This window comes from Streptosporangium album, assembly GCF_014203795.1.
Classification (GTDB): domain Bacteria; phylum Actinomycetota; class Actinomycetes; order Streptosporangiales; family Streptosporangiaceae; genus Streptosporangium; species Streptosporangium album.
On the sequence record NZ_JACHJU010000001.1, the window covers coordinates 3,105,774 to 3,130,270 of the forward strand.

A 24,497-nucleotide genomic window follows, 5' to 3' on the forward strand; every position below is an offset into this window, starting at 1 on the left:
CCGAATCAAGAGGGCACGTCGTAAGTGCGATTGTCTCACGCTCCCGCCCACACCCATGCGATCTTCGATGACCAGCACACGGTCGCCTACGCCGGCCTGCTGCCGGTGATGCGCCTGGCCGAGCGCTGTGACCTGGCCGGTCTGGCTCAGGAGCACGTGACCATCGCCGACCGACTCGGGGTGAATGCCCCGCTGAAAATCGGCTCGATCGTGGCCGGGATGATCGCCGGGGCCGACAGCATCGATGATCTGGACGTGCTGCGCCACGGCGGGATGGATAAGTTGTTTGCCGGGATCCGCGCCCCCTCCACGCTCGGGTCGTTTCTGCGCTGTCTGACGTGGGGCAACGTGCGGCAGATCGGGAAGGTCGGCCGCCGCCTGCTGGCCCGTCTGGCCGCGCACACACCGCTGCTGCCCGGCGTGGACGTGCTGGCGTTCCTCGATCTGGACTCGATGCAAAAACGGATTTACGGGCCGACCAAACAGGGCGCCGGGTTCGGGCACACCAAGATTCAAGGCAAGAGCCTGCGGGTCCGCGGTCTCAACGTGCTCGCCTCGGCCCTGTCCACCCCACTGGCCGCCCCGGTCATCACCGCCAGTCGGTTGCGCGGCGGCACCGCCAACTCCGCCCGCGGCGCAGACACCTTCGTGACCGAGTCGATCAATACGGCCCGGGAGGCCGGAGCCACCGGCATCCTGCTCTGCCGAGGCGATGCGGCCTACTACAGCGCCAAGGTCATCGGCGCCTGCCGGCGAGCCGATGTCCGGTTCTCCTTCACCGCGAAGATGGACCCCAAAATCAAGGCGGCGATCGCCGCGATCCCCCAGGGCGCCTGGACCCCGATCAGCTACCCCAACGCCATCTTGGACGAGGAATCCGGGCAGTGGATCTCCGATGCCGAGGTCGCCGAGACCCGCTACACCGCGTTCACCTCCAAGAAGGGGCAGGCCGTAACCGCCCGCCTGATCGTGCGCCGGGTCAAACGACTGGGTGAGCAGACCGACCCCGGCCACCACCCGTGCTATCGCTACCACGCCGTGTTCACCGACACTCCGTATGAGCTGATCCAGGCCGAAGGACAGCATCGTGATCACGCGATCATCGAGCAGATCTTCGCCGATCTGATCTCCGGGCCGCTGGCTCACCTGCCCTCCGGTAATTTCGCGGCCAACGCCGCCTGGCTGGCACTGGCCACGATCAGCCACAACCTGCTCCGCGCCGCCGGTTGCCTGTCCGGAGCCCGCTGCGCACGAGCACGTGGAGCCACTCTGCGCCGCCACCTCATCGCCGTACCCGCCCGCCTCGCCCGGCACGGGCGCGGCCATATCACCCTCCACCTGCCCGGCCACTGGCCCTGGCAGCCCGCCTGGATGAACCTCTTCGACGCGCTTCGCTCGCCACCGCTCGCCCGAGCCGCTTGATATCCCATCTCACAGGCACCACCCCGCCAGCACCTTGACGGCCTACCCAGCCACCGGCGACACCGCCACCGACCGCCCCGAACCGCATGACCCGGACAAGCCGCAGAACCCGCCAGCGGCGGCCCCATCACGCCCGAAAACAGGACTCCACCTGCCGAACACCGAGAGAAACGGCCCTCATGGAGGAATCGAACTTAGAAACGATCATTCAAAGACGCTCGGTGGATTCAGGCTGAGTGTAGACATCCATGGTCATCGAGATCTGCGAATGGCGCAGGATGCGCATCGCCACCCGAGGGTGGACGTCGAGGGCGGCCAGAAGCGAGGCGCAGGTGTGCCGGGTGTCGTGGACTCGGATGCGGGAGACACCCGCCTTGCGGCATTGAACCTCGAAGGATCGGTTGAAGTTACGCGGCTCGATCGGCGTGCCGTTCCTCGTGGTGAAGACGAGATCGGAGTCCTTCCACTTCGCCCCAGCGGCCTTGCGGGCCTCCTCCTGAATTCGCTGGCGGTGTCTGAGCGCAGTGATGCACAGGCCGAGCAGCGGAAGCGATGCGGTGGAGTCGTCGGTCTTGGTCGTCTCGCGGTGGAGGAGCTCTCCCCTGATGCGGTTGAGCTCTCGAGAGATCCACACTTGTTCTCCACCGAGGTCGATGCAGTCCCAGGCGAGCCCGAGCACCTCGCCCCGCCGCAGGCCCAGAACGAGGATCAACACGTAGGCCGCGTAGAGCGGGTCATCCTCCGCTCGCAGGTGTTCGAGGAACTTCCGCGCCTCGTCGACGCCCCATGCCACGTGCTGGCGCTTCTTCTTGGTCTTGCTCGGGCTGGGCAGGGTGGTCAACGCCGCGACGTTCTTGGAGATCAGCTCTTCCCGGATGGCGTTGCTGAGCGCGGAACGCAGGACGCGGCGGATGCCCGCGATCGTGCTCCGGGACGGATATCCCTTGCAGCATTTTCCGGTGGCGCAGCATCGCCGTTTGGCCTCCGCTCGCCGGTGATCCTTCTTCTGGTCACAGCAGGTGCAGAGGGTGACCAGCGTGTTCAGCCACGTCTGAACCTCGCGGACCGTGAGCTTGTCGAGCCGCTTCTTGCCCAGGCCAGGGACGATGTAGAGCCGCACCAGCGGCTCATAGGCCACGTAGGTCGTCGGCTCCAGGTTGGGTTCGATCACATCGGCGAGCCAGCGCGTCAGGTACGCGGCAAGGGTGGGGTGCTTGGTCGGCACCGGCCGGACACACGGGTATGAGTTCGTCAGCGCCGAGCACCTGGACAAACTGCGCGACGCGGGGCGTCTGCTGGTCGAGACCCGCCGCTACGGCAACGTCTACGCTATCGACCGCCAGGCCATCGAAGACCGCCACGCCGCCGGCTACGTCCCCGTCACGCACATGGGCAACATCCGCGATCTGCGCCGACTCATCGGCACGGTTCCCGACTCCTGGCTTCGCGTACTGCTGTGGGTGCCGCGCGAGGTCACCGAACAGCGCTCCCAGGCCCGCGGGGACGCCGACACCAGTAAGCGCCTGACCGCGTGGGACGAGACCCTCGCCGACCTGGAGGCCAACACCGACGCCGGGTTCTTTCATCTCCGTATCCATACCGACCAGCTCAGCCCCGAGGGCGCAGCGAAGGAGATCACGAGCGCCTACGATCAGTTGCGAACGGCCGGGCGTCTTCGCGAGGAGGCATGCCCCCCGTGAGCCGCGCCGCCACCTCCGACGGGATCAGATCCAACCGCCACCAGGTCCCGCAGTCGAAGCACCTCGCCCCCGTCCACACTCCGTCCAGGTCCGACGTCCATGACACCGACCCGTGCGAGCATCCAGCGAAGGAGAGCCGCCCCGTCACCCTTCCACCTCCTGCGGCAACCACGTGATCGTTGGGGTTCCCATGTCTCCCCCGCCCCTGTCGGACCGCAGTACGGCCGGTGTCTCCGCTCTCGGAAGCCGGTCTCATCTACGGGGGCGCGCAGAGCGGTGTCCAACGGGGTGATTGAACACCGCTCCCAGAGGCCAGACCCGAGATCGGGTCACCACCGGTGGCAGTCGTCGAGGAGCGGGGGAGCAGAAGCCGGGAACCGCTTAGGATGATCCCCAGCAGGCGGGGCGACGAGATCCCTCTAATCTGTCGCCCCGCCCGACTTCAGCAGGCGTGCCCGGACAGCACCGCCGTCCAGGTTGCCTGAGCTTCGTTGATCGACATGAGCGCAGTTTCTTGGATCTGCGGCGCGCGGTCGAGCTGCACTGTCCGACGCAGGAACGCCCGTCCACCGCCGACGCACAGCTCATAGACCGTCGCCCGGCACGAGCAGGTCCAGGCCATTGGCCGCACCCGCGCCAGCGACCGGTACGGCCCCTGCCACACCAACCGCACATGATCACGCTGTCGCATCGCCACATGCGGACTCAAGCACTCGCTCACTGCGGCCATGCGCCGCCCTCTTCCGGCGCCGTGTGCTCCCGGCGAAGGTCGGCGTAGCGCAGGGCGACCCGGCGCGCGGCCTGGACGGGCTCCAATGCTGGATGCCAGGCATAGATCGGTCGTCGTTGACGAGCGTTCCACTCGGTCCGCCACCAGAACCGCTGTCCGTCGCACCAGACAAGGAGTCCCGCCCACACCGCGACCACTGCCAGACCGTACCCGTCGTGAACATCGGCAGTGATCTCATGTTGGGCTAAAGCATCACGAAGCTCCTCAGCCGCATCTACCGCTCCCGTTTCGTCGAGTGAGGTTGTGACCACGACTTACCTCCTGTCGGCGTCGCGCCCAGCATAAGCAATCTTTACTACCCCTGCCTACCCTTCACCATTTTTTCCTACTCATGACGACCGGTACGCCTCGTAACGTCTGTTGACCTGGGGCTACCGGTCGCTTCCTATCGTTTGTGCTGTGATCCACTTCCGGCCTGATCAGCCCAAGTCAGAGCAGGTTCTCGCCGAGATGCGTCGACGCATTCAGACCGGCGACTACAAGCCCGGGTATCCCGTCCCGGGAGAGCCCCGCATGGCCGAAGAATTCGGAATCGCCCGACGAACTGCCCGTAAGGTGATCAACGCCCTCATTGCCGATGGACTGGTCTACACCGTCCGCAATATTGGGACGTTCGTCGCCGACTCCAAGACCGGCGGACCACCCGAGCACATCGGGCCCGGAGACGACGACCAGGATCAGCCCGAAGGCTAGTCCTGTTTTCCGCACGTGGAGGTGACTGAGATCTCGGGCGTTGATGTTGATCGCAGGCCGGTCGTGGCGGTATGACCTGAAGCTTGTGAGACAACGTGCGCAGTGGGGTGCCCAGAGTGTGGAGAAGATGCTCGGGGCGTTGCCGGTGGTGGCCGATTTCTGCACCAGGTTGCGGATCCGGGAGATCGTGGATGAGGCCTGCCCGGTGCGTGACCTGGCCGAACTCACTCATGGTCAGGTGATCGAGGTGTTGATCGCCAACCGGTTGACCTCGCCGTCTCCACTGGTCCATGTGCAGGACTGGGCGCGGGCGTGGGCGGTGGCCGAAGCCTTCGGCGTCGAGGCGGACCTGCTCAACGACGACCGGATCGGCCGGGCATTGGACGCGATCGCCCCCCACCTCGACCACATCGCGGGATCGGTCGGCCTGGCCGCGATCGAGGCGTTCGGCATCGATGTCACCCGGATGCACTGGGACATGACCTCGATCTCGCTGCACGGCGACTACGAACAGGCCGAACAGGGATTCGCGGCACCGAGGTTCGGCCACCCCAAAGATCGCCGCACGGATCTGAAGCAGATCCAGGCCGGCATCGCGGTCTCCGGCGACGGCGCGATCCCGGTGTTTCACCGGGCCTTCGACGGCGGCGCGGGCGAGGTCGGGCAGGTCGTCGGCGCGATGAAGCGGTTGCAGCGACTGGCCTCCCGCCGTGACCTGCTGATGATCGGCGATTCCAAGCTGATCTCGTACGCGAACCTGGTGGCGATGCATCAGCAGCGGGTGAGCTTCATCGCCCCGGCGTCCAAGGCCTACGTGCCGGCCACGCAGTTGGCCGGGCTGAGCGTGGAGGTGGCCACCGCCGTCGACTACGTCGCTCAGCGTGATCAGGCCAAACCCGTCGATCAGCGTGGATCATGGCATGTGCTGGAGGACACGCTGGAGCTGGCCGGCCCCCGGAAGAAGGACCCGCTCCTCACCCTGCGGCGGATCTTCGGGCATTCCTCCGCCCGGGCGCAGGCCGCGGCCGGAGCTCGGGCTCTGAAGCTGTCGCGGGCCCGTGAGGATCTCAACCGGCTGCAACGCGGGCTGGGATCGCGGCATTACCCGACCGCGGAGAAGGTCGCCGCCAAAATCGCCGTCATCAGCACGCAGCGGCGGGTCGGCGCCTATCTGATCACTGAGTCATTGTCAGCAACCGGCGTTCACGCTGGGTGACAGCTGCTTGTGAGCTTGCTCCCGGTGGAAGAGGACGAGCGCCGCGGCGACGATACCGCCGATCTTCCAAGGGCACTTGCTGACGTTCCGCAGTGCCTTGAACCGCATCTTGAGCTGGGCGTTCGCTCGTTCGGCGAGGGCTCGGAGCGCACCGTGGACCTTGTTGTACTGGATCTGATCGTCGGTGAGTGTGCCACCCCGAGACCTCTTGTACGGCAGGCGAAACCCCATACCCGCATCGACGTAGCCGAGGTCGGCCAACGTGATCAGCCCGTCCTCGGCGGCCTTGGCCAGCGGGTCGAGGAGGCCGTGCAGGCGGGCACAGGTGAGATCGTGTTCACGGCCGGGCCGTACCTCAGAAGTCCACAGCGGGTCGCCGCCGGGGCTGGACAGGACCTGAATGTTGCCGCCGTGCTGCTTGTGTTTTCCACTCCACCACAGGTCGGCGCCGTTCGGGCCCAGGGCGCGGCAGCGGTCGGTTTCGATCAGCGTGCCATCCAGATGCAGGCGGGTGTAGCCGGCGGCCTTCGCCGCCGTGAGCGCCTCCTGTAGCGTCGGCGCCTGGGCCTTCAATACGGTGACCCCTTCTTCGACGTACCGATCACAGGTCGCGTGCGAGATGGCGTTATCGGCGGCCGGCCGGGCGATCCGAGCGCCGTCCACCAGCCAGCGGATGATCAGAACGGCCTGCTTGAACTCGCCCAGCGCCCGAGTGCCCGCGCGGGTGCGGCGCCGTACCCGCTCGGCGCGCAACAGCCCGGCCAGAAACAGCACAACCTCGCGCGGCATGTCCAACTCGGCTGTATAGGTGATACTGGAGGTCACGTGAAGCCCTTGTGTGCGGTGCGGTGGATCCTTCGACAAGACCCACCCCTACCAGGGGCTTCACGCTTTTCTCTACTTGATCACTCCCACGCCCGCCGTGATCGGCTACACACGGTCATCGACCGTTGCTGACAACGTCTCACTGAGGTCGGGACCGATCCGGCCACCGGTAAGCCCACGTTGACCTGGGAGCTCAGCCAAGAGGCGATCGACGCCGAAGCCGCAGCCGACGGCTGGTACGCCTTGTTGTCCAACCTTGATCCCGGCCAGGCCGATGCCGCGCAGGTCCTGCTGCTGTACAAAAAGCAGGAATCGGTCGAGCGCCGCTACGCGGCGTTCAAGGGGCCGCTCGCCGTGAGCACCCTCTACCTGAAAGGAACGACGCCTGCTATATCTGGACCCTCCGTATTACGTCAAGGGCGAAGGGCTTTACGACAATTTCTATCAACATGCGGACCATGTAATGGTCGCCGAGGCAATTCATCGCACAGGCGGCCCTTGGATTGTCTCATACGATGCCGCGCCCGAGATTTTAGATCTATATAAGGGATGCGAATCACTACGTTACTCGCTGGGCTACAGTGAGGTGATCTCAGCAAGATCAATAAGGGCGGTTGTGATTCGATGTCTTCAAAGCGACGCCGACAGACATGAATCGGGATGGATCGCGATCCCCCTGAAATAGGCGTGGAGCTTTCGGTAGAAGAGGTCTCACCACAAGTCTTCTTCAGCCCAGAAAGCCCCACGTGATCACCTATCGTGCCACGCTCGACGTCCCTCGGGAACTGGTTTGCCATCTCTCCCTGCTGCTGGCGGCCGAACGCCGCCGACTGGGCACCCGTTCGGGTTCCAGGGCTCTGACCTGTTTTGAGCAGGCGGTGATGGGATTGCGCTGGTTCCGCGACCGCACCGACCGGGCCGCCCTCGGCCGCGACCACGGCATCTCCCGCGCCACCGCCTACCGCTACATCGACGAGGTCATCGACGTCCTGGCCGACCAGGCACCCGACCTGCACCACGCCTTGCAACGCGCTGTCGACGAGGGCCTCACCCACCTGATCCTGGACGGCACCGTCATCGCCACCGACCGCTGCCGGGAGAAGACCATCAGCGTCAAAGGCGAACCCATCGACCTGTGGTACTCCGGAAAGGCCCACCACCACGGCGGCAACATCCAGGCCCTGTCCGCGCCCTGCGGCCTGCCGCTGTGGGTGTCCGAGGTCGAACCCGGATCGGTTCACGACCTGACCGCCGCCCGCGCACACGTCCTGGGAGCGTTGTACAAGGCCGCCGCCGACGGGCTGCCCACCTTGGCCGACTCCGGCTACGACGGCGCCGGCATCGGCATTCTCACCCCGGTCAAACAACCCTCCGACGGCCGGCCCCTCGACCTCGACACCCGCACCCGCAACGCACTCCTGCGCGCCCTGCGCTGCCTGGGAGAACGAGGCTTCGCCCTGCTCACACAACGCTGGCGCACCCTCCAGCGCATCACCGCCAGCCCCAGCAGAATCGGCGACATCGTCAAAGCCGCGCTCGTTCTCACCCATTTCGAACACGGCTACTTGAAATGAAAGTCGCTGAGATCACCTCAGTGCGGCCAAAGCCAGCTTGGGAACTGAAGTGATGTTTTTTTCTCCAGATCTTGTTCAGCCCGATGTACTCTCTGTTTCCGGCATTTCAAACCAGACGGTTTTGGATGCCAGGGATTCGTTGCAGCCTGAACTCTGGTAGGTCACCGTTTCATTGGCCGGTACTCCTAGTTGAGGGAAGCCGAGGGCGATCAGCATATTAATTCTGCCGCGCCGCTTCCGGTGCTCGGGCCTGGCGGCCCTGTGCTCCGGGTCGGGTGTCTTGCCACCGGATGACGGGGGTCTCTCTGTACACGCTAGGGAATCGGTAGACACCCGTACGTAGCGTGCACGGTAATCACCGTGAAAGGCGTGGCGTGAATATCTCTCTCTGATGCGAGAAGTACGCGGGATGGCCAGATTAACAGCACCAGACGAGTTGGGCTCGCATCCAGGTCGGACCTAGTAAGCCAAAGGCGCGGTCACCGATCTCCTAATTCAGACGCCATTCATCGTGACCGAACTTCACTGGTTGCGTGAGTTGAGTTCGTGGTGATCGCTGACTTCGCTACCGCCGCGCAAGACTGAATGATCGCTTTATCCTTCTGCGCAAAGCGTCATGGCTCGAGTAATGACATCGCTGATCCAAGCCGGCGGATCGGTGTTAGCGTTCTGGGAGGCATGCCGGTAGGTCATCGGGTGCTTGCCGTCCATGCCGTTGTCGTTGGCGATGAGATCTTGGTGAGCTTCTCCCCAATCCGGCCACTCGGCTTCGAGGTAGGTCTCCAAGGTATCGTGAAAAACCGCATAGTCGTCGTACACCTTGGTCTGCGGGAAGTCCTCGACGTGTCCTTTCAAATACCCGAGCAGCATACGATTTGCCTGCATGCGCTGCCGTACTCCGTCGGCAATTTTATCTGGAGCCTTATTCTTGCTGCGGTCACGATGCTCTCCACCAGCATCACCGTCGAATATGACGAAACAGGGCACCCCGAGTTCAGCGAGAACCGCATGCGCGAGCGGCAGAATCCTCTTGCTCCCAGCGTCAACGACCACGATTCCGTTCCTGTTGAGAGGATCGTGCCGTAGGCCACACCCCTCGAAGAATCCCTGATCAGTGCCGCCCTCAACAAGTAGCGCGGCACGGGCAAACAGCGCTTCTGGAAGTGACTGCAAACAAACCCGAGTGAGCTGCCGATAAACCTCATCGGTTTTGAAAGCGCTGTTGAGACGTTGAGCGATGGCTTCTTTGGACGTCGATTGGATCTGCACCGAAGCGCCGACGCTATCCGAGAGAGTCCTAGTCATCCGACGGATCTCCGTGAAGCCCTCGGGCTCCAAGAAGTACGGACTATGGGTCGCATAAGAGACTTGTACGCCGTGTCCGTCCTTACGCGCGATCTTGCGCAGTACGGTAGCGAATGCCCGGGCCTGGATAGGATGCTGGAACAGTTCCGGTTCCTCGATCGCCAGGAAGATGGTTCGATCATGTTCGGTAGCCTTGCTCTCGGCCAGTAGCCGTAGAGCGGAGATAAGTAGCGCGCGCTGAAAGCCGTGTCCCTGCTGATCCACCCGGGTTGTTGCCCTGCCATCCAGGACAGAGACCTTGAATTGGACCTGTGGCATCTTGAACTCAGGGACAACGGGGGACACGTTAATGCTCCGGCCACTGGTGAGCTCACCAACCGCTGTAGTCAGGTCATCCGACAAGGTTTCGAGCTGCTCGCTGAAATGCTTGGTGTGGATGGTTTCCCGATTTGCATTGAAGATTATACCGAGTTCCGTAAGTTCTTTGTCCGCCTCGGTTCGATCCACGGCTTGCTCAAGAATTCGTCCGATGATCGAGCTCTTGATATCACGGCTCTCATCGCCGGCCCGCAGGTCGGCACTGACGAAAACGTAGTCGAAGAGTCCAGTCATCTTCGCCTGGCCAGCGAAGCCGAAGAAGTGGGTATCCGCCTCGATCTCGGTGCCCTGGAGTTCGTGGGGATGGGCGGTCTCCCAAGCGATGAGCGCAGTGTCTACCTCTGCCGCACTCCGGACAGCCGGCAGACCAAGGTCAGGTCGCTCTGTTCGCAACTCGTTGTAGCAGTCACGCCGAGCCTTCGCGCCTTGCACATCCCTGACCTTGATGAACGCCGGATAGGCCAAGGCCCGACCGGAAAGCTTGTCGTACCCTCTTTCCCAGCGCCGCCACAGCCGTACGGTCTCCACGCCACCAGCGGCGTATTTGCCGAGCGCTACTCGGTCGACGTCGGTGAGGTCGCAGAACTCCACCTCGACTGTGATCCGCTCCGGATCTGCGCCGGTGGAGACATCGTCGCTCGTGATCGGTGAATTCCGGTCTCCATTGAAGAACCAGTCGAGCGCGCGCAGCACAGACGACTTCCCGACCCCATTCGGTCCGATGAAGGTCGTGATGTCATCGAACCGGATGTCCACGTCCCGCAGACACCGATACCCCTGAATCCTCACCCGTTGAATCCGCACCCGTGAATCCCATAGCTTTCAACGTGATCACGCAACCGGAATTCAGAAAGGAGCGTGAAATGTAGCGACTAATCCTAAATGGGATGATTTATCATCTTATGGAGCTAAGAAGTTACGAGATAGGGGGAGCCCCAGCCGCATCGTGTAGGAACGACAGCTTGGCGCTCGCTCCATAGGATGGCTGGATACTTTCGTAAGCTTCTGGCTCAGCCTGAGCCGAAGACGGAGTTGATGTCAGGCCGCAGGCATCTTCATGCTGATAACCCTGCCGCTGCGGGTTGCTGTTGCTCTGCCATACAGCAGCGCCGTACAGCAACATCACCTGACATGCTCACACCCCGCCAACCCACATCTACCGTCCGAGCAGGATGGTAGGCCATCGACGAGGGGCATGCCCTTGCCTACGGATCAGGTGGTCAGGTGTCGTACAAGCCGTCCCAGGGTTCGTAGAAGCCGAGGTCGTCCGGGTAGAGCTCAGCGTGTTCGGTGCCTTCGAAGGTCTCGATGACGAGGCCGAACAGCACGCCGTCGACGTCGCGGCGGAAGGGCCGGATGGCGATGTCGCCGAAGCGGAGGCCGGGGAGGGCATTGAGCCATTGCTTCAACCGCTCCTGCGCTGCGTCGACGGCGGCCCGGTAGTTGTCGTCGGTTCCGGTGCGCTCGATGCGGGAGTCGAGGTGGTGGCCGGCGGCGTCGAAGGTGTGCAAGACGGCGTACCAGCGTTTGTGTGCCTGCCAGTCGTCGGTGTGTGTGTAACCCTCCGGGAAGGCGGCGACGACGGAGCCGAGGAACTGTCCGCTCTCCCAATGGCCGATGGTGTCGGTGTGGTAGTCGGGTTCGTAGCTGATGGGGATGATCTCGGGGACTGCCATGTGCGGGAGAGTAGTGATCGGGTCCGACATAGCCTTTGCGCTGCGCGTGATCTTGCTAACGGAAGTGCTAACACCGTCCCTGGACGCGAGTGGACATCCACAGAGGACGATCAAGTGTGAGATGTCTCTGAGCTGGTTTTTCTGACACCTGTGGACGTCGGTGGACGTTCTCGAACTGGCTACGGATCAGAAGGTTGGGGTTTCGAGTACCTCCGGCCGCACAGCAGGTCAAAGGCCCTCCGGGATGATCCCGGGGGGCCTTTTTCGTGCCCGTGCAGCAGCGTTGTACAGCAACGCGGGCTCACACAGGCGATCTGTTACGGACAGAACGCGTCAAGGCCGGGGCGGCGCAGTCGGAGCGAGAAGGACAAACATCAAGGACCAGCGCCCAAGCCCTCTCTGTCAGACTGCACGCCGGGCGGCCCGGTCACGCCACGGCGGTCAGGAATCCGCGTCCCACCAGCCGCGGCGCGCCGCGAGCAGGCCGGCCTGGAAGCGGGTGCGGGCGCCGAGCCGGTCCATCAGCTCGCTGACCCTCCGGTGCACGGTGCGCAGGCTCACCCCCAGCTGGCGCGCGACCGCCTCGTCCTTGAGCCCGGCCGCGAGCAGCGCGAACAGCTCGGGATCCGGCATGTCCGCCGGGCGGGAGCGCGCGTCGAAGATCGGCAGCGGCAGCGCCGACCGCCACAGGACCTCGAACAGGGTGACCAGCGCGTCGAGCAACGACGAAGAGTGCACGATGACCGCGCTGTCCGAGTGGGCGGACGCGTCGGCGCTCAGCGGCAGGATGGCGGTCCTCCGGTCGGCGATGGCCAGCTTCATGGGCACCTCGGGGCTGACCCTGGCCCGCTCTCCGGCCGCTGCCGACTCCTGGGCGAGGCGCAGCTTGCCGGGGATCTCCAGGGCCGAGGCGTCGTAGATGCCGCGCACCAGGAGGCCGTGCGCGAGACGCTCCATCTCGGGGGCGTTCTGCTGGGAGGGGTCCTGTGCGTACGGTGGCCGGTCGAGCACTAGGAGCTCCTCGGTCGCGGTCTGCTGCAACTGCGTGAACCGCTGCACCACGGCCGCCTGCCCCTGCACGACCTCGACCAGTTCCTCGGGGGCCAGGTTCTCCGTTCGCGGCGTCTCGGCCAGCAGCGCGAGCGCGGCCAGCCTGGCCTGGGCCAGCCCCTCCTCGCGGCGGGAGATGAGGGCGGACACCGCCACGTCGGGCCTGGTCGGCACGTACCGGACCGGGCGCCCCGCCATGCGGCTGACCAGGCCGAGCGACTCGAGCCGCGAGCACGCCCGGCGCAGGGCCACCGTGGTGTGGCCGGTGTGCGCGGCCAGCTCGAGCAGCGTGGCGCGCGGCCGGCGCAGCAGGTCGCGGTAGATCTGCTCGTCCTCTGCATCCACCCCGACCGCCGCGAGCGCGTTGTCGTCCGTGTTCATGATCGATCAGTGTGTCAGATGCCTGCAATGGCGTAAATCTGCCGCCATAAGACCTAGCCTGAGCATCGAACTCACCGATAGAAACGGACTTGTAAGACATACCTGTCGGGGAGGCAGTGTTGAAGAAGGCGTTCACCATCGGACTCGCGACCGCGCTGACGGTCCTGTCGGCCGCCACGCCCGCCGTAGCGAGGGACCAACCCTCCGGCGACGGCTTCGACGGCTTCGGTTGGAGTCGGCCGACCTGCCAGACGGTCGGCAGTGATGGTTCTGTGACGTACGCGTGGAACGACGGCAAGAAGATCGCGCCCACCAGCAAGCCGGCGCGGCCGATCGTCTACACCACGGGTCTCGTCGCGCTCGACAGTCCGAACCAGTTGCTGGCCATGTCCAACAAGCAGTTGTTGGCCTCGAACGACGCGGGCTGCACCTGGAGGGTGACCGGCGAGGTGAGCGGCTGGTACATCGAGCTGGTTGCGGCTCGGGGCGGCCGGGCCTACGCCTGGGACCGCGACGGCAACCTCGCGCTCGCCACGCCCGAGGGCGTCACGCCGCTCACCGCACCGGCCGGCGACCTGATCGGGCTCGGCGTGGACTGGAGTAACGGCGACCGCCTACGGGCGTCCGACCTCGAAGGCCAGCTGTACGAGTCGCAGGACGGCGGGCGCACGTGGCAGCCCGTCGGGGTGCCGGCCTGGTCACCGAGCGACACCCGCATGTCCTACACCGCGGTGTTCGACCCGCACGACCTGGACCACGTGGTGCTGGGCGCCTCGGACACCGGTGCCCGCGTCACCTTCGACGGCGGCCGCACCTGGACCTCGGCCGCGGGGCTGACCGAGACCGGTGACAGGGTCAACGTGTTCAGCGCCGCGATCTCCCCGGCCGTCGGGAACGTCGTCTGGGCGATGGGGCTCAACCTGGCGGAGCTGGATGCCGGCGTGCCGTCCGGCGGCCGGCACATCTACCGCTCGGACGACGGAGGCAGGAACTTCACCCCCGTCGTGGACCAGGACCGGGCGGTCACGATTCCCAACGGGCCGCTGCTCGCCCCGCACCCGAAGGACGCGGACGTCCTCTACTTCGACTTCGGGACCGGATGGTCGTCGATCGGCACCGACATCTACAAGTACGAATCCCGTAAGAACCTCGTCACCATCAATCACAACTCCTACGACCGGGTCACCTCCATCGCCTTCAACCCCGCGCAGCCGAATGTGATGTACCTGGGGGTGGCCGAAGAGGTGTAGCGCCCAGCCGCCGCCACGACTGCTCGGCGGCGGCCGGGTCGGCCCGGCCCTCGGCCAGATCTCCTTCCAGTTCGGCGCACATGTGCACGATCAGCAGGCGGATCACGGCCGCGGACCGGGTCGACAGTTCGCGGTCGAGGTCCTGCCCGCGAGAGGGCCGGAGCTTCTCCAGGCGGCGGAACGAGGGCGTCCTCAGATGCGCCTGCACGGAGTACTCGCGCAGGGAGGGCTCGACGACGGTCTGGGCGAGGAAGCGCCCGTACCAGGACGGCGTGCCGAGCCCTTCCCGTACGGCGTTGCCGAGGCGGTCAGCGTTTGACGGCTCGCAGGACGACGAACCTCGGGTCGCTCGCGGCGACCTCGCAGTTGCCGAAGAGCCGGCGCAGTTTCACGTGGTAGCCGAGGTGCCGGTTGCCGATCACCCACAGTTCGCCGCCGCGGCGTAGCGCCGCGCGTGACCCGTTGAACATGCGCCAGGCCGTCGCGTCGGTCGTCGCGCGGTGCGTGTGGAACGGCGGGTTGTTCAGCACCAGGTCCACCGTCCCCGCCGGCACACCCGACATGCCGTCGGCCGCCATGAACTCCGCCTTGGTACCCGCGTCCACGTTCGCCCGGAACGTGGCCTCCGCCGAAGCCAGTGCCTGGTAGGACTCGTCGATGAACGTCACCTTGGCTCCGCTGTCGGTCAGTGCCGCGGCGAGCCCGACCACTCCGTTGCCGCAGCCCAGGTCCACGACATGCTCGCGGCCACGGCGCGGCGGCAGGTTCTGCAGGAAGAAGCGGGTGCCGACGTCGAGGCGGTCGGCGCAGAAGATGCCCGCGTGGTTGGTGACGGTCAGGCCCGAGACCGCTCCGATGCCGGTGGGCAGCGCGTAACTTCGCGGCCACGGGTTGGCGCTCCGGGAGAGCCGGGGATCCGGTGAGCAGAAGATGAGCCGTGCCTTCTTCGCCGCCAGCGACGTCCTGGTCGGCCCGAGGATCCGTTCGAACAGCTTCGACGTCGAGGTGTGGATCTCGGTGACCATCCCCGCGCCGACGACCACGGTGCCCGCGTGCACATGGGGTGCGAGGCGGTGCAGCTGGTCCTCAAGGAGCGCGAGGCTCTTGGGCACCCGGATCAGCAGCACGTCGATCCGGTCCGGTGGCGCGTCCCCGGTCGTACGGAGACGCACCGTGTCCGCGGCGACCCCGTTGCGCTTCAGGTTCGCCCGGGTCCCCTCCTGGCCGAGGAAGGAGTCGGTGATCTGCACGGGACGGTGATCGGCGATCGCGGTGACCAGAGCACCCCACCGGTCGCCCAGCACGACCACGGTGCCCGACAGATCCGTCGGTTCGCCGTCGACCCCGTCGAGATGCCGCAGCAGGTATTCGTCGGCGGCGTCCCAGGCGCGGAGCGGGTCGCGGGGATCCTCGGGGAAGCGGGTGAGGTCGAACTCACCTCTTGACGTCGTCAAACGGTTCATCGCGCCTCAGACTAGCGAGTCGCGCGAGGCGCCTGCCAAATCACCTCGGAGACCGCAGTGGCCGTCACGCTGGCGCCGCCGAGCTGTAGCCGCCCCGCTCTCCATCGGTAAGCTCGGTGCCCGGTGAACGGTCTCGGAGTAAGGGTGGCCGTCCGGTAGCCGATGGTATCCGGCCCCGTGCGCATCGACGGCGGCATGCGTCTGCGGTAGACAGACGCCGCGTCGATCTGCCACCATTCCGTACATGATCGATGGAAAGGACAACGCCACCTTCATCCGGTGAGCGTTCTCGTGCAGCGGGAAGCTGCAGAAATCCGCGAAGAATGGCTGGGCCGGGCGTTGTCGACGCTGCCCGCCGACCGTCCGGCCGCAGAGGCCGCCATCTCCGGGCTGTACCGCCTGATCGGGCTTGCTCCACCGCGTTTCCACTGGGTCGCGTCACCGGCCGCGGCCCTGGCCACCGTCCCGCGGGGTGTGCGTCTACGGCCTTCCGAGGCCGTCGAGCGCATGTCCGAATGGCCCCTGCCGCCTCGGTTCGCCGCCCTGATGAGAGAGCTGTGCCGCGGACTCGACGCCCAGGTCAGATGGGTCCATCAGCCGATGGACCGGCTGATCCGCCGGGAGGTGCGCAGCTCGCTTTCGCAATCCACCGCCAGTTCGATCCTCGTGCCGCTCCGGGTGGCGCACGGCTCGCAGTATCGTCCGGGGGGCGTCTGGTACGGGGTGCAGTGTGTCTCCTGGGTCGCCCACTACGACGCCCTCCGCAGGGCGGCCGGAGTGGTCTTCACCCCCGAGCAGATCCAGCAGTTCGATCTGTGGGCGACGGTGGCCCGGTCATGCGGCTGGTGGTGGCCTCGTGAAGGCGTGTGCGTCATCTCCGAGCGGCCCGTCACCGTGCACACCGAGGTGTGGGGCGATGACGGCGAAGCGCGGCTGCACTGCGCGGACGGCCCCGCGGTGCGTTACGCGGACGGGTGGGACGTGTACGCCTGGCACGGGACGCAGGTGCCCTCCTGGGTGATCAAGGATCCGAGCGTCGGGCGGATCGCACAGGAGGCCAACGTCGAGGTCAGGCGGTGCGCGATCGAGCACATCGGCTGGGCGTCCTATATCGACCAGGCCGGGCTGCGGCTGGTCTCCTCCGCGCCGGACCCCGGCAACCCCGGCTCGGAGCTGCGGCTCTACGACATGCGGAAGGAGACCCGGGTGCTCCTCGCCGTCAACGGGTCCGTCGAACGCGACGGGCGCCGCCGCCGGTACGGGCTGACCGTGCCGGGCTTCTTCGACGACCCGATCGACGCCGCCGGCTGGACCTACGGGCTGTCCGCCGAGCAGTACTCCCTTCTCGTCCGCCGAACCTGAGGTGCCTTCCATGACTGTGACTCTCGCTTCGCTCTCCCAGCAGACCGGACTCGCCGTGCTCGACCACCTCGAGCAGTCGGTGAGCATCCCCGTCGTCGACGGGCTCCAGGCCCAGGGCGACCTCATCGTCATCCCGCTCTCCGTCGTCGCGCCGTCCGTGAGGCCCTGGCCCGATGCCGGCTGGACGGACGTGCCTCCCGAGGGGGTCGAACTGCTCCGTGGCGCAGCCGGGGGCAACCCGCACACGCTCGTCGCCGACCCGGACATCTGCCGGTGGACGACCGACGTGTCGGACCCCGACGGGCTGGCGATCGGCATCTTCGAGACCTCGGCCGTCGCCTACCTGCTGCATCCCGAGCACGGGGCCACCGGCTGCACGCCGGGTGCCTACGTCATCCGGCGGCAGCGCGAGCACGAAGGGCACAGGGCACGCCTCGTCGCGGACTGATTTCCGGTGCGACGGTGGATCAGTGTCGGCCGTCGGCCGTCGGCCGCCGGCCGCCGCAGTGACCGGGCCGGGTCAGGCGTCGCTCGGGTAGCCCGGCGTGTCGTTGCCCGTGTTGATCGATGCCGCGGCGATCTCCACCGCGACGCCGGACGCCTCGGCGGTCGCGCCGACGTCGATCCGGCCGGAGAACTCGGTGAACCGTCCCTGCACGCTGGACAGCCCGAGGTGCTGCGCGGTGGCGGCCACCTTCGAATGGGCGGAGTCGATGGTCCACACGCCGGGCGGCGGCAGCTCCACGCCGCCCTGCCTCGCGAGCACGAGAAGCGCCAGGGGCGAGCCGTACAGGAACACGTCCCCGACGCCGTGGCCGAACGCGGTCTCGACGACCGCGCGGATCGGAGCGGGCAGTGAGGAGAGCTTCGGAATCGAGCCGTCGTCCGCGGCGTTGTGCACCCCCAGCTCGGCCAGGCCGTCCGCGGTGTACTGGGCGACCCGGTTGCTCAGGACGGCGCCGAGCGCCGCGACGCCGGCCGTACCGCCGAGCGTGCGGAAGAACACGACGACCGAGCTGGCCGTGCCCAGCTCCTGCATGGTCATGCCGATGCCCACGCCGGTGAGGAACATGTAGATCGAGGCGAGCCAGTAGTCGGTGTCGGCACGCAGCAGGCCCATGAGGACGGACCCGGCGGTGAGGAAGACACCACCGATGATCAGGAAGATCTTCCAGCGGCCGGTACGGCCGCGCCGCCGACCATCGCGCCGGTCTGCCACGACAGCCAGTCGTAATCGGTGCCGGCGAAGGAGATCCAGAGCAGGAGCAGCGAGGCCGCGGCGGAGATCAGTACGGCTCCGCCCCAGTCGACCTTGACCTTGCGCGTGGCCACCGGAAGGTGGAGGGTCTTCTGCAGGACGATCAGCGCTATGACGGCGAAGGGCACGCCGACGTAGAGGCACCACCGCCAGCCGAGTCACGAGGTGTCCACGATGACACCGCCGATCAGCGGGCCGCTGACGGTGGCGAGGGCGAAGACCGCGCCGAGATAGCCGGAGTAGCGGCCGCGCTCACGCGGCGAGATCATCGCCGCCATGATGACCTGGACCAGGGCGCTTACGGCCGGCGGTGCCGCGGCGCAGACGGAGGCAAGAAGACGGTCACCCGTCCTCGCCGGAGCCGGCCGGCAGGGTGACGGTCACCGCCAGGCCGCCGCCCTCCCGTGCCCACGGCGGCGACCTCGCCGCCGTGGGCACGGGCGACGGCGCGCACGATGGACAGGCCGAGCCCGGCCCCCTTGGCGGTGACCAGGCGGTCGGCGCCCAGGCGGCGGAACGGCTCGAAGAGCGCCGGGATCTCGTACGGCGGTACCGCGGGCCCGGTGTTGTCCACCTTTACCTCGACCCGGCCGTCGTGCCGGGTACGGCTGGCGACGCGCACCCAGCCGCCGTCGCCGGTGTTGTGCCGGATGCCGTTCTCCACCAGGTTGTGCACCAGCCGCTCCAGCAGAAGCGCGTCGCCCGTGGTGGGCGCCTCGTCTGCCCGCTCGTGCACGGTGATACCGGTCTGTCCGGCTTCCGGGGCGGTCTGCGCGACCACGTGGCCGACCACGTCGGCCAGGTCGACCGGGAGCCGCTCGGTGATCTCGTTCTCCGAACCGGCCAGCAGCAGCAGTCCGGTGATCAGCCGCTCGTGCCGGAAGCTGATCTCCAGCAGGCTCTCGCCCAGCTGTTTGACGTCCTCGGAGGCCGACTTGCGGTGCATGGCCAGCTCGACCAGCGCGCGGCCCAGGGCCAGCGGGGTGCGCAGCTCGTGCGAGGCGTTGGCGACGAAGCGGCGTTGCCCGTCGAAGGACCCGTCGAGCCGCTCGACCATGATGTCGAAGGTGTCGGCGAGATCCTTGACCTCGTCGTCCGGGCCGCGCAGCGCGATGCGCTCGTGCAGTCCCCGGCCGGCCGCCGGGGCCGCGGCGATCCGCCGGGCGGTGTCGGTGACCTGGTGCAGCGGGGCCAGCACCCGGCCTGCGACCAGCCAGCCGAAACCGGCCGCGGCCCCGCCGACGACGGCCAGCGCGATCCCGCCCAGGGCGAGCAGCGAGTCGGTCGCGGCCTCGTGCAGTGTGGTCTGCTGTTCCCTCATCCAGTTCTCGGCGTCGGCCCCGGTGATCGCTTCGTCGTTCTTGCTCAGGAACAGTATCTTCCGCCTCGGCGCCTCGCCGTCCGCGGCGGCGGACGGGCCGGGCTTGTCAAGGGTGAGGACCTTCGGCGCGGAGCGCGCGAGCTGCTGGTTGAACAGCACGTACGTGGTGCCGAGCAGCACCATCCCGGCGATGAGGAACAGGCCGCCGTAGAGCAGGGTCAGCCGGGCCCGCAGGGTGATGCGGCGCGGCAACAGCTTCGGTGTGTTCACGGGATCCGGTACCCCGCCCCCGTGACCGTCTCGACGACCGGCGGGTCGCCGAGCTTGCGGCGCAGCTTGAGGACGGCGAGCCGGACGGCTCCGGTGAACGGGTCGGCGTGCTCGTCCCACGCCTTCTCCAGCAGGTGCTCGGCGGAGACCACGGCCCCGTCGGCACGGAGCAGCTCGGCGAGGACGGCGAACTCCTTCTTCGACAACGGCACGTAGCGGCTGTCGCGGAACACCTCGCGGCGCGCCGGATCCAGGGTGATGCCCGCGCGCCGCAGCACCGGTGGCGCGGCCGGCCGGGAGCGGCGCCCGAGCGCCTGGACGCGGGCGGCGAGTTCGGGGAAGGCGAAGGGCTTGATGAGGTAGTCGTCGGCACCGAGGGAGAGGCCGGTCACGCGGTCGGTGACCTCGGCGGCGGCGGTGAGCATCAGCACCCGCGCCGCCGTGCCGGCCTCGACCAGCTCACGGCAGACCTTGTCCCCGTGTACGGCGGGCAGATCCCGGTCCAGGACGACCACGTCGTAGTCGTTGACGCTCGCACGCTCCAGCGCCGCCGCGCCGTCGTACGCGACGTCGACCGCGTGTGCCTCGTCACGCAGCCACTCCGCGATCGCGTCGGCGAGCAACGGCTCGTCCTCCACCACCAGCACCCGCATCCTTCGTCTTCCCTTCCCTGGGCTCCTTGGGCGGAGGCCGCTCCGCGTACCGGCGCGACGGTTCCCTGAGCAATGGTCGCCGATCACCGCGTTTCCTCACCGTTAGTGATCGTTTTTCCGGCGGCCGCGGAAACGCCGGGGAAACGCGCCGTCGCGTTACATCACCTTCCGACAGGCCGGAAACGGTCCGGCCTCGACGGAAAGCGACGGAACGATGCGACTGCGGACCCGCAACGCGCTGGCGGCACTGCCGCTGGCGCTGACCCTGGCCCTTACGGGATGCGGCTCGGACGACGCCGGCGGTGGAACGGTGGCCTCGGCGGGCGGCGAGAAGAAGGGCGACAGCGGAAGCAGCCCCGCCAAGAGTATGAACCCGGACGAGATGGGAGTGAAGTTCGCGCAGTGCATGCGCGAGAACGGTGTCGACATGGAGGACCCGGAGCCGGGCAAGGGCAGCAGGCTCACCCTGAAGAAGGGCGCGGAGTCGGAGAAGGCCCTGGAGGCATGCAGGGAGTACAACCCGCAGGAGAACGGCTCCGCGAAGGCCGACCCCAAGGCCGAGGAGAACGGCCGCAAGTTCGCACAGTGCATGCGCGAGAACGGTCTGGAGGAATTCCCCGACCCGCAGCCGGGCCAGCGCGGGATCAGGGTCGACCGCAAGATCGGTGAGGACCCGGACTTCGCCAAGGCCCAGAAGAACTGCCAGGGCATCTTCTCGGGCGGCCCGGGCGGCCCTGGCGGCGGAGCGGACCAGTGACGGACGGAACCGCCGTGCGGGACGGTGAGCCGGTCGAGGGTCTGCGGCCACGCCGGCGGAAGCGCCGCGGCGGGCGGATCGCCGTCGCGGCCGTCGTGGTGGCCGCGGGCGGCGCGGTCGCCGCCGCGTCGCTGGGTCTCGGCGGCGGCAGCCCGGCGGACGGCACGGTGGAGAGCAGACTGCCGCCGAAGACCGCCGAGGTGACCCGGAAGACGCTCACCGAAGCCCAGAGCGCCGACGGGGAGCTCGGCTACGGCCCGGCCACCGCCGTGGCCGGGCGGCTGCCCGGCACGCTCACCCGCCTGCCCGGCACCGGTGACCGGATCACCCGGGGCAGGGCGCTGTACGAGGTGGACGACAGGCCGGTGACGCTGATGTACGGCTCGATGCCCGCCTACCGCGCGCTGGAGCAGGGCATCGAGGGCCCGGACGTCAAGCAGTTGGAGAGGAACCTGAAGGCGCTCGGCTACAGCGGGTTCACGGTGGACGAGGACTACACCTACGCCACGGCGGAGGCGGTCATGCGGTGGCAGGAGGACCGGGGCCTGGAGGAGACCGGCGTCGTCGAGCTCGGGCGCGTCGTCTTCGTCCCCCACGCCGTCCGCGTGGACGCACTCCAGGCGGAGAAGGGCGACCCGACGGCACCGGGCCGCAAGATCCTCTCGTACACCGGCACCACCAGGGCCGTCACCACGGAACTCGACACCGCCGATCAGGGGCTGGTAAAGAAGGGCGCCAAGGTCACCGTCACGTTGCCCGACGACACGACGATCAACGGCCGCATCGACGAGGTCTCCACGGTGATCAAGCCGGGCAGCGGGCCGAACGACGACCCGGCGACCAAGGTCGAGGTGGTCGTCGAACTCACGGGCAAGAAGGCGCAGCAGGCCGCCGGCGCCTACACCCTGGCCTCGGTGGACGTCTCCTTCACCGCCGGCACACGCAAGAACGTGCTCACCGTCCCGGTCGCCGCGCTGCTGGCGCTGCAGGAGGGCGGCTTCGGGGTGGAGGTCGTCACGGGCTCCACGTCGGCGTACGTCCCCGTGAAGACGGGTCTTTTCACCGGTGGCCAGGTGGAGGTATCGGGGGACGGGATCGCCGAAGGCGCGATCGTGGGGATGCCGGGATGATCTCTCTGACGGATGTGACGAAGGTCTATCCCGGTGGTGTCACCGCGCTCGCCGGCGTCTCGCTGCACATCGGCCGCGGCGAGCTCGTCGCCATCGTGGGCGCGTCCGGCTCCGGCAAGTCGACCATGCTCAACGTGCTCGGCACCCTTGACCGGCCCACCTCGGGCAGCGTGCGCATCGACGGGCACGACATCGGACGGCTCTCCGACGCCGAGCTGTCCGCGCTGCGGGCGAGCCGCATCGGCTTCGTCTTCCAGCAGTTCCATCTCGCCGCGGGCACCGCGGCACTGGACAACGTGGCCGACGGGCTCCTGTACTCCGGGCTGCGGCACGGCGAGCGGCGCCGTCGGGCGGCGGCGGCGCTGGAGCGGGTCGGTCTCGGCCACCGTATGGACCACGAGCCGCACGAGCTGTCGGGCGGCGAACGCCAGCGCGTCGCCATCGCGCGGGCCGTGGCCGGCGACCCTCCATTGCTGCTCGCCGACGAGCCCACCGGAGCCCTCGACTCCACCTCCGGGGCCGGGGTGATGCAGCTCATGCGTGATCTGCACGCCGCCGGCACCACCGTTGTGATCATCACGCACGACCTGGAGATCGCCGCATCCCTGCCCCGCCAGGTACGGATGCGTGACGGCCGGATGGTGGCCGACTCCGCGCGGCGCGACGTCACCGTGTCAGGGGTGAGCTGATGGCCGCCGACGTGCTGCAGCCGGCCCGGATGTGGCCGCGCGACGTGCTCAGGGTCGGCGCGGTGGGCCTGCGTACCCGCCCGATGCGGGCCTTCCTCTCCGCTCTGGGCATCGCCATCGGCATCGCCGCGATGGTCGCCGTCGTCGGCATCACCTCCTCCTCCCGCGCCGAGCTCGATCGCACGATCGCCTCGCTGGGCACCAACGTGCTCACCGTCTCGCCGGGGACGACCCTGACCGGCGAGACGGCCCAACTGCCCGTCGAGGCCGAGGCGATGGTGGGCCGGATCGGGCCGGTGGAGTCGGTGTCGGCCATCGGCCGCGTCGACGGCGCGAAGGTCTATCGCACCGACAAGATCCCCGTGACGGAGACCAACGGGATCGCGACCTACGCCGCCCGCACCGGCCTGCGCTCGATCACCGGGGCACGGGTCCGCAGCGGCACCTGGCTCAACGACGCCACGGGCGCCTATCCCGCGACGGTGCTCGGCGCGACCGCCGCGGCCCGGCTGGGGATCGGCCATGCCGGCCCCGACACGCAGGTGCTGATCGGCGGTGAGTGGTTCACCGTGCTCGGCATTCTCGCCCCGGCCCCTCTCGCCCCCGAACTGGACACCGCGGCGCTGGTCGGCTGGCCGGTGGCGGAGTCCGAGCTGGGGTTCGACGGGCATCCGACCACCGTCTACACCCGTTCCGCGGACTCCCAGGTGGAGTCGGCCCGCTCGGTGCTCGGCGCCACCGCCAACCCGGAGGCGCCCAACGAGGTCGAGGTCTCCCGCCCCTCGGACGCGCTCGCGGCCAAGCAGGCCGCGGGTGAGGCGTTCACCGGGCTGCTGCTCGGCCTGGGCGCGGTGGCCCTGCTCGTCGGCGGGGTCGGGGTGGCCAACACCATGGTCATCTCGGTGCTGGAACGGCGGGCCGAGATCGGCCTGCGCCGCTCGCTGGGCGCGACCCGGGGGCAGATCCGCACCCAGTTCCTCGCCGAGTCTCTCCTGCTCTCCGCCCTCGGCGGGGCCGGTGGCGCGTTGCTGGGCACCGCCGTCACCTCCGGCTACGCCGTCTACAAGGGCTGGCCGGCCGTCATCCCCCCCTGGGCGGTGCTCGGTGGAGTCACCGCCACCCTGGCCATCGGCGCCCTGGCCGGCCTCTACCCGGCGATCCGCGCCTCCCGGCTCTCTCCCACGGAGGCGCTCGCCACGCCGTAGGCCCGCCGGGCGACGCCGGTGGCGAGGGCCGTGGGAAGTCCTGCACCGCTCCGGAGCGGCGGTGGCAGAGCCGGGCAAAGGCATGTCCAAGCGTCCGTGTCGCGAGCGCGGATCCGCGCGGTCCCCTAT

General features: G+C 67.6%; 24 protein-coding genes. 12 read left to right on the forward strand and 12 right to left on the reverse strand.

Features of this window, described 5'->3' with window-relative positions:
* Positions 1-24: 24 nt before the first annotated feature.
* Positions 25-1,422: an IS1380 family transposase gene (locus FHR32_RS14850; protein WP_184751892.1), complete on the forward strand. Its 1,398-nt coding sequence runs from the start codon at positions 25-27 to the stop codon at positions 1,420-1,422.
* Positions 1,423-1,630: 208 nt separating this feature from the next.
* On the opposite strand, the gene FHR32_RS14855 is transcribed toward FHR32_RS14850, so the two are convergent.
* On the reverse strand, positions 1,631-2,647 hold the full coding sequence (locus FHR32_RS14855; RefSeq protein ID WP_221465416.1) for a site-specific integrase: 1,017 nt from the start codon (positions 2,645-2,647) through the stop codon (positions 1,631-1,633).
* Between FHR32_RS14855 and FHR32_RS14860 the strand changes: the two genes are divergently transcribed.
* A complete protein-coding gene (locus FHR32_RS14860; RefSeq protein WP_184754844.1) occupies positions 2,637-3,122 on the forward strand; it encodes a guanylate kinase in 486 nt (161 codons plus the stop codon). The two genes, FHR32_RS14855 and FHR32_RS14860, sit on opposite strands and share 11 nt — an antisense overlap.
* 442 nt (positions 3,123-3,564) lie before the next feature.
* Here FHR32_RS14860 and FHR32_RS14865 read toward each other — a convergent pair whose 3' ends face one another.
* Both FHR32_RS14865 and FHR32_RS14870 read right to left on the reverse strand, forming a co-directional pair.
* Entirely contained in the window at positions 3,565-3,813 is a 249-nt protein-coding gene (locus tag FHR32_RS14865) for a hypothetical protein (protein WP_184754845.1), read from the reverse strand.
* Between the two features lie 26 nt (positions 3,814-3,839).
* Positions 3,840-4,163 (reverse strand): hypothetical protein, encoded by a 324-nt coding sequence (locus tag FHR32_RS14870; RefSeq protein WP_184754846.1) that lies wholly within the window; start codon positions 4,161-4,163, stop codon positions 3,840-3,842.
* 148 nt (positions 4,164-4,311) lie between these two features.
* On the opposite strand from FHR32_RS14870, the gene FHR32_RS14875 reads away from it, so the two are divergent.
* Together FHR32_RS14875 and FHR32_RS44385 are read left to right on the forward strand one after the other, a co-directional pair.
* A complete protein-coding gene (locus FHR32_RS14875; protein ID WP_184754847.1) occupies positions 4,312-4,605 on the forward strand; it encodes a winged helix-turn-helix domain-containing protein in 294 nt (97 codons plus the stop codon).
* Positions 4,606-4,690: 85 nt separating this feature from the next.
* Positions 4,691-5,821: an IS1634 family transposase gene (locus FHR32_RS44385; RefSeq protein ID WP_312882352.1), complete on the forward strand. Its 1,131-nt coding sequence runs from the start codon at positions 4,691-4,693 to the stop codon at positions 5,819-5,821.
* Here FHR32_RS44385 and FHR32_RS14885 read toward each other — a convergent pair.
* Positions 5,795-6,610, reverse strand: coding sequence for an HARBI1 family protein (locus FHR32_RS14885; RefSeq protein ID WP_184756530.1), 816 nt, complete (start codon positions 6,608-6,610; stop codon positions 5,795-5,797). The genes FHR32_RS44385 and FHR32_RS14885 overlap by 27 nt on opposite strands.
* A gap of 782 nt (positions 6,611-7,392) precedes the next feature.
* Here FHR32_RS14885 and FHR32_RS14890 point away from each other — a divergent pair.
* On the forward strand, positions 7,393-8,220 hold the full coding sequence (locus tag FHR32_RS14890; protein WP_184754848.1) for a transposase family protein: 828 nt from the start codon (positions 7,393-7,395) through the stop codon (positions 8,218-8,220).
* A 594-nt stretch (positions 8,221-8,814) separates the two neighbouring features.
* On the opposite strand, the gene FHR32_RS14895 is transcribed toward FHR32_RS14890, so the two are convergent.
* The 3 genes from FHR32_RS14895 to FHR32_RS14905 form a co-directional block, all read right to left on the reverse strand.
* Positions 8,815-10,707, reverse strand: a complete 1,893-nt coding sequence (locus tag FHR32_RS14895; protein ID WP_184754849.1) for an ATP-dependent nuclease — start codon at positions 10,705-10,707, stop codon at positions 8,815-8,817.
* Between the two features lie 416 nt (positions 10,708-11,123).
* On the reverse strand, positions 11,124-11,579 hold the full coding sequence (locus tag FHR32_RS14900) for a hypothetical protein (protein ID WP_184754850.1): 456 nt from the start codon (positions 11,577-11,579) through the stop codon (positions 11,124-11,126).
* Positions 11,580-12,020: 441 nt separating this feature from the next.
* Positions 12,021-13,010, reverse strand: a complete 990-nt coding sequence (locus FHR32_RS14905; RefSeq protein ID WP_184754851.1) for a helix-turn-helix transcriptional regulator — start codon at positions 13,008-13,010, stop codon at positions 12,021-12,023.
* A gap of 119 nt (positions 13,011-13,129) precedes the next feature.
* Between FHR32_RS14905 and FHR32_RS14910 the strand changes: the two genes are divergently transcribed.
* Positions 13,130-14,260 carry a dispase autolysis-inducing protein gene (locus FHR32_RS14910; RefSeq protein WP_184754852.1) on the forward strand — a complete coding sequence of 377 codons (1,131 nt, stop codon included), beginning with the start codon at positions 13,130-13,132 and terminating at the stop codon, positions 14,258-14,260.
* A gap of 308 nt (positions 14,261-14,568) precedes the next feature.
* On the opposite strand, the gene FHR32_RS14915 is transcribed toward FHR32_RS14910, so the two are convergent.
* On the reverse strand, positions 14,569-15,723 hold the full coding sequence (locus tag FHR32_RS14915) for a methyltransferase (RefSeq protein WP_184754853.1): 1,155 nt from the start codon (positions 15,721-15,723) through the stop codon (positions 14,569-14,571).
* 279 nt (positions 15,724-16,002) lie between these two features.
* Here FHR32_RS14915 and FHR32_RS14920 point away from each other — a divergent pair, with 279 nt between their 5' ends.
* Both FHR32_RS14920 and FHR32_RS14925 read left to right on the forward strand, forming a co-directional pair.
* Positions 16,003-17,085: a DUF6745 domain-containing protein gene (locus tag FHR32_RS14920; protein WP_184754854.1), complete on the forward strand. Its 1,083-nt coding sequence runs from the start codon at positions 16,003-16,005 to the stop codon at positions 17,083-17,085.
* Between the two features lie 10 nt (positions 17,086-17,095).
* Positions 17,096-17,533 (forward strand): DUF8820 family protein, encoded by a 438-nt coding sequence (locus tag FHR32_RS14925; protein ID WP_184754855.1) that lies wholly within the window; start codon positions 17,096-17,098, stop codon positions 17,531-17,533.
* Positions 17,534-17,605: 72 nt separating this feature from the next.
* Here the strand turns inward: FHR32_RS14925 and FHR32_RS14930 are convergent, their stop codons facing one another.
* The 4 genes from FHR32_RS14930 to FHR32_RS14945 all read right to left on the reverse strand — a co-directional run bounded on the left by FHR32_RS14930 (position 17,606) and on the right by FHR32_RS14945 (position 20,587).
* On the reverse strand, positions 17,606-18,304 hold the full coding sequence (locus tag FHR32_RS14930) for a YceI family protein (protein ID WP_184754856.1): 699 nt from the start codon (positions 18,302-18,304) through the stop codon (positions 17,606-17,608).
* Entirely contained in the window at positions 18,244-18,471 is a 228-nt protein-coding gene (locus tag FHR32_RS14935) for a hypothetical protein (RefSeq protein ID WP_184754857.1), read from the reverse strand. Before FHR32_RS14935 ends, FHR32_RS14930 begins: the two co-directional genes overlap by 61 nt.
* Positions 18,472-18,641: 170 nt before the next feature.
* The gene (locus FHR32_RS14940) at positions 18,642-19,934 is read right to left on the reverse strand and encodes a sensor histidine kinase (RefSeq protein ID WP_312882354.1); all 1,293 of its coding nucleotides are present in this window, start codon (positions 19,932-19,934) and stop codon (positions 18,642-18,644) included.
* Entirely contained in the window at positions 19,931-20,587 is a 657-nt protein-coding gene (locus FHR32_RS14945; protein WP_184754858.1) for a response regulator transcription factor, read from the reverse strand. Before FHR32_RS14945 ends, FHR32_RS14940 begins: the two co-directional genes overlap by 4 nt.
* A 214-nt stretch (positions 20,588-20,801) precedes the next feature.
* On the opposite strand from FHR32_RS14945, the gene FHR32_RS14950 reads away from it, so the two are divergent.
* Genes FHR32_RS14950 through FHR32_RS14965 form a run of 4 tightly spaced genes read left to right on the forward strand, consistent with a single transcriptional unit; the run spans position 20,802 to position 24,368 of the window.
* Positions 20,802-21,344: a hypothetical protein gene (locus tag FHR32_RS14950; protein WP_184754859.1), complete on the forward strand. Its 543-nt coding sequence runs from the start codon at positions 20,802-20,804 to the stop codon at positions 21,342-21,344.
* Positions 21,341-22,474: an efflux RND transporter periplasmic adaptor subunit gene (locus tag FHR32_RS14955; protein WP_184754860.1), complete on the forward strand. Its 1,134-nt coding sequence runs from the start codon at positions 21,341-21,343 to the stop codon at positions 22,472-22,474. Before FHR32_RS14950 ends, FHR32_RS14955 begins: the two co-directional genes overlap by 4 nt.
* Positions 22,471-23,163 (forward strand): ABC transporter ATP-binding protein, encoded by a 693-nt coding sequence (locus FHR32_RS14960; protein ID WP_184754861.1) that lies wholly within the window; start codon positions 22,471-22,473, stop codon positions 23,161-23,163. The genes FHR32_RS14955 and FHR32_RS14960 overlap by 4 nt, the downstream gene beginning before the upstream one ends.
* Positions 23,163-24,368, forward strand: a complete 1,206-nt coding sequence (locus tag FHR32_RS14965; protein ID WP_184754862.1) for an ABC transporter permease — start codon at positions 23,163-23,165, stop codon at positions 24,366-24,368. The genes FHR32_RS14960 and FHR32_RS14965 overlap by 1 nt, the downstream gene beginning before the upstream one ends.
* Positions 24,369-24,497: the final 129 nt, after the last annotated feature.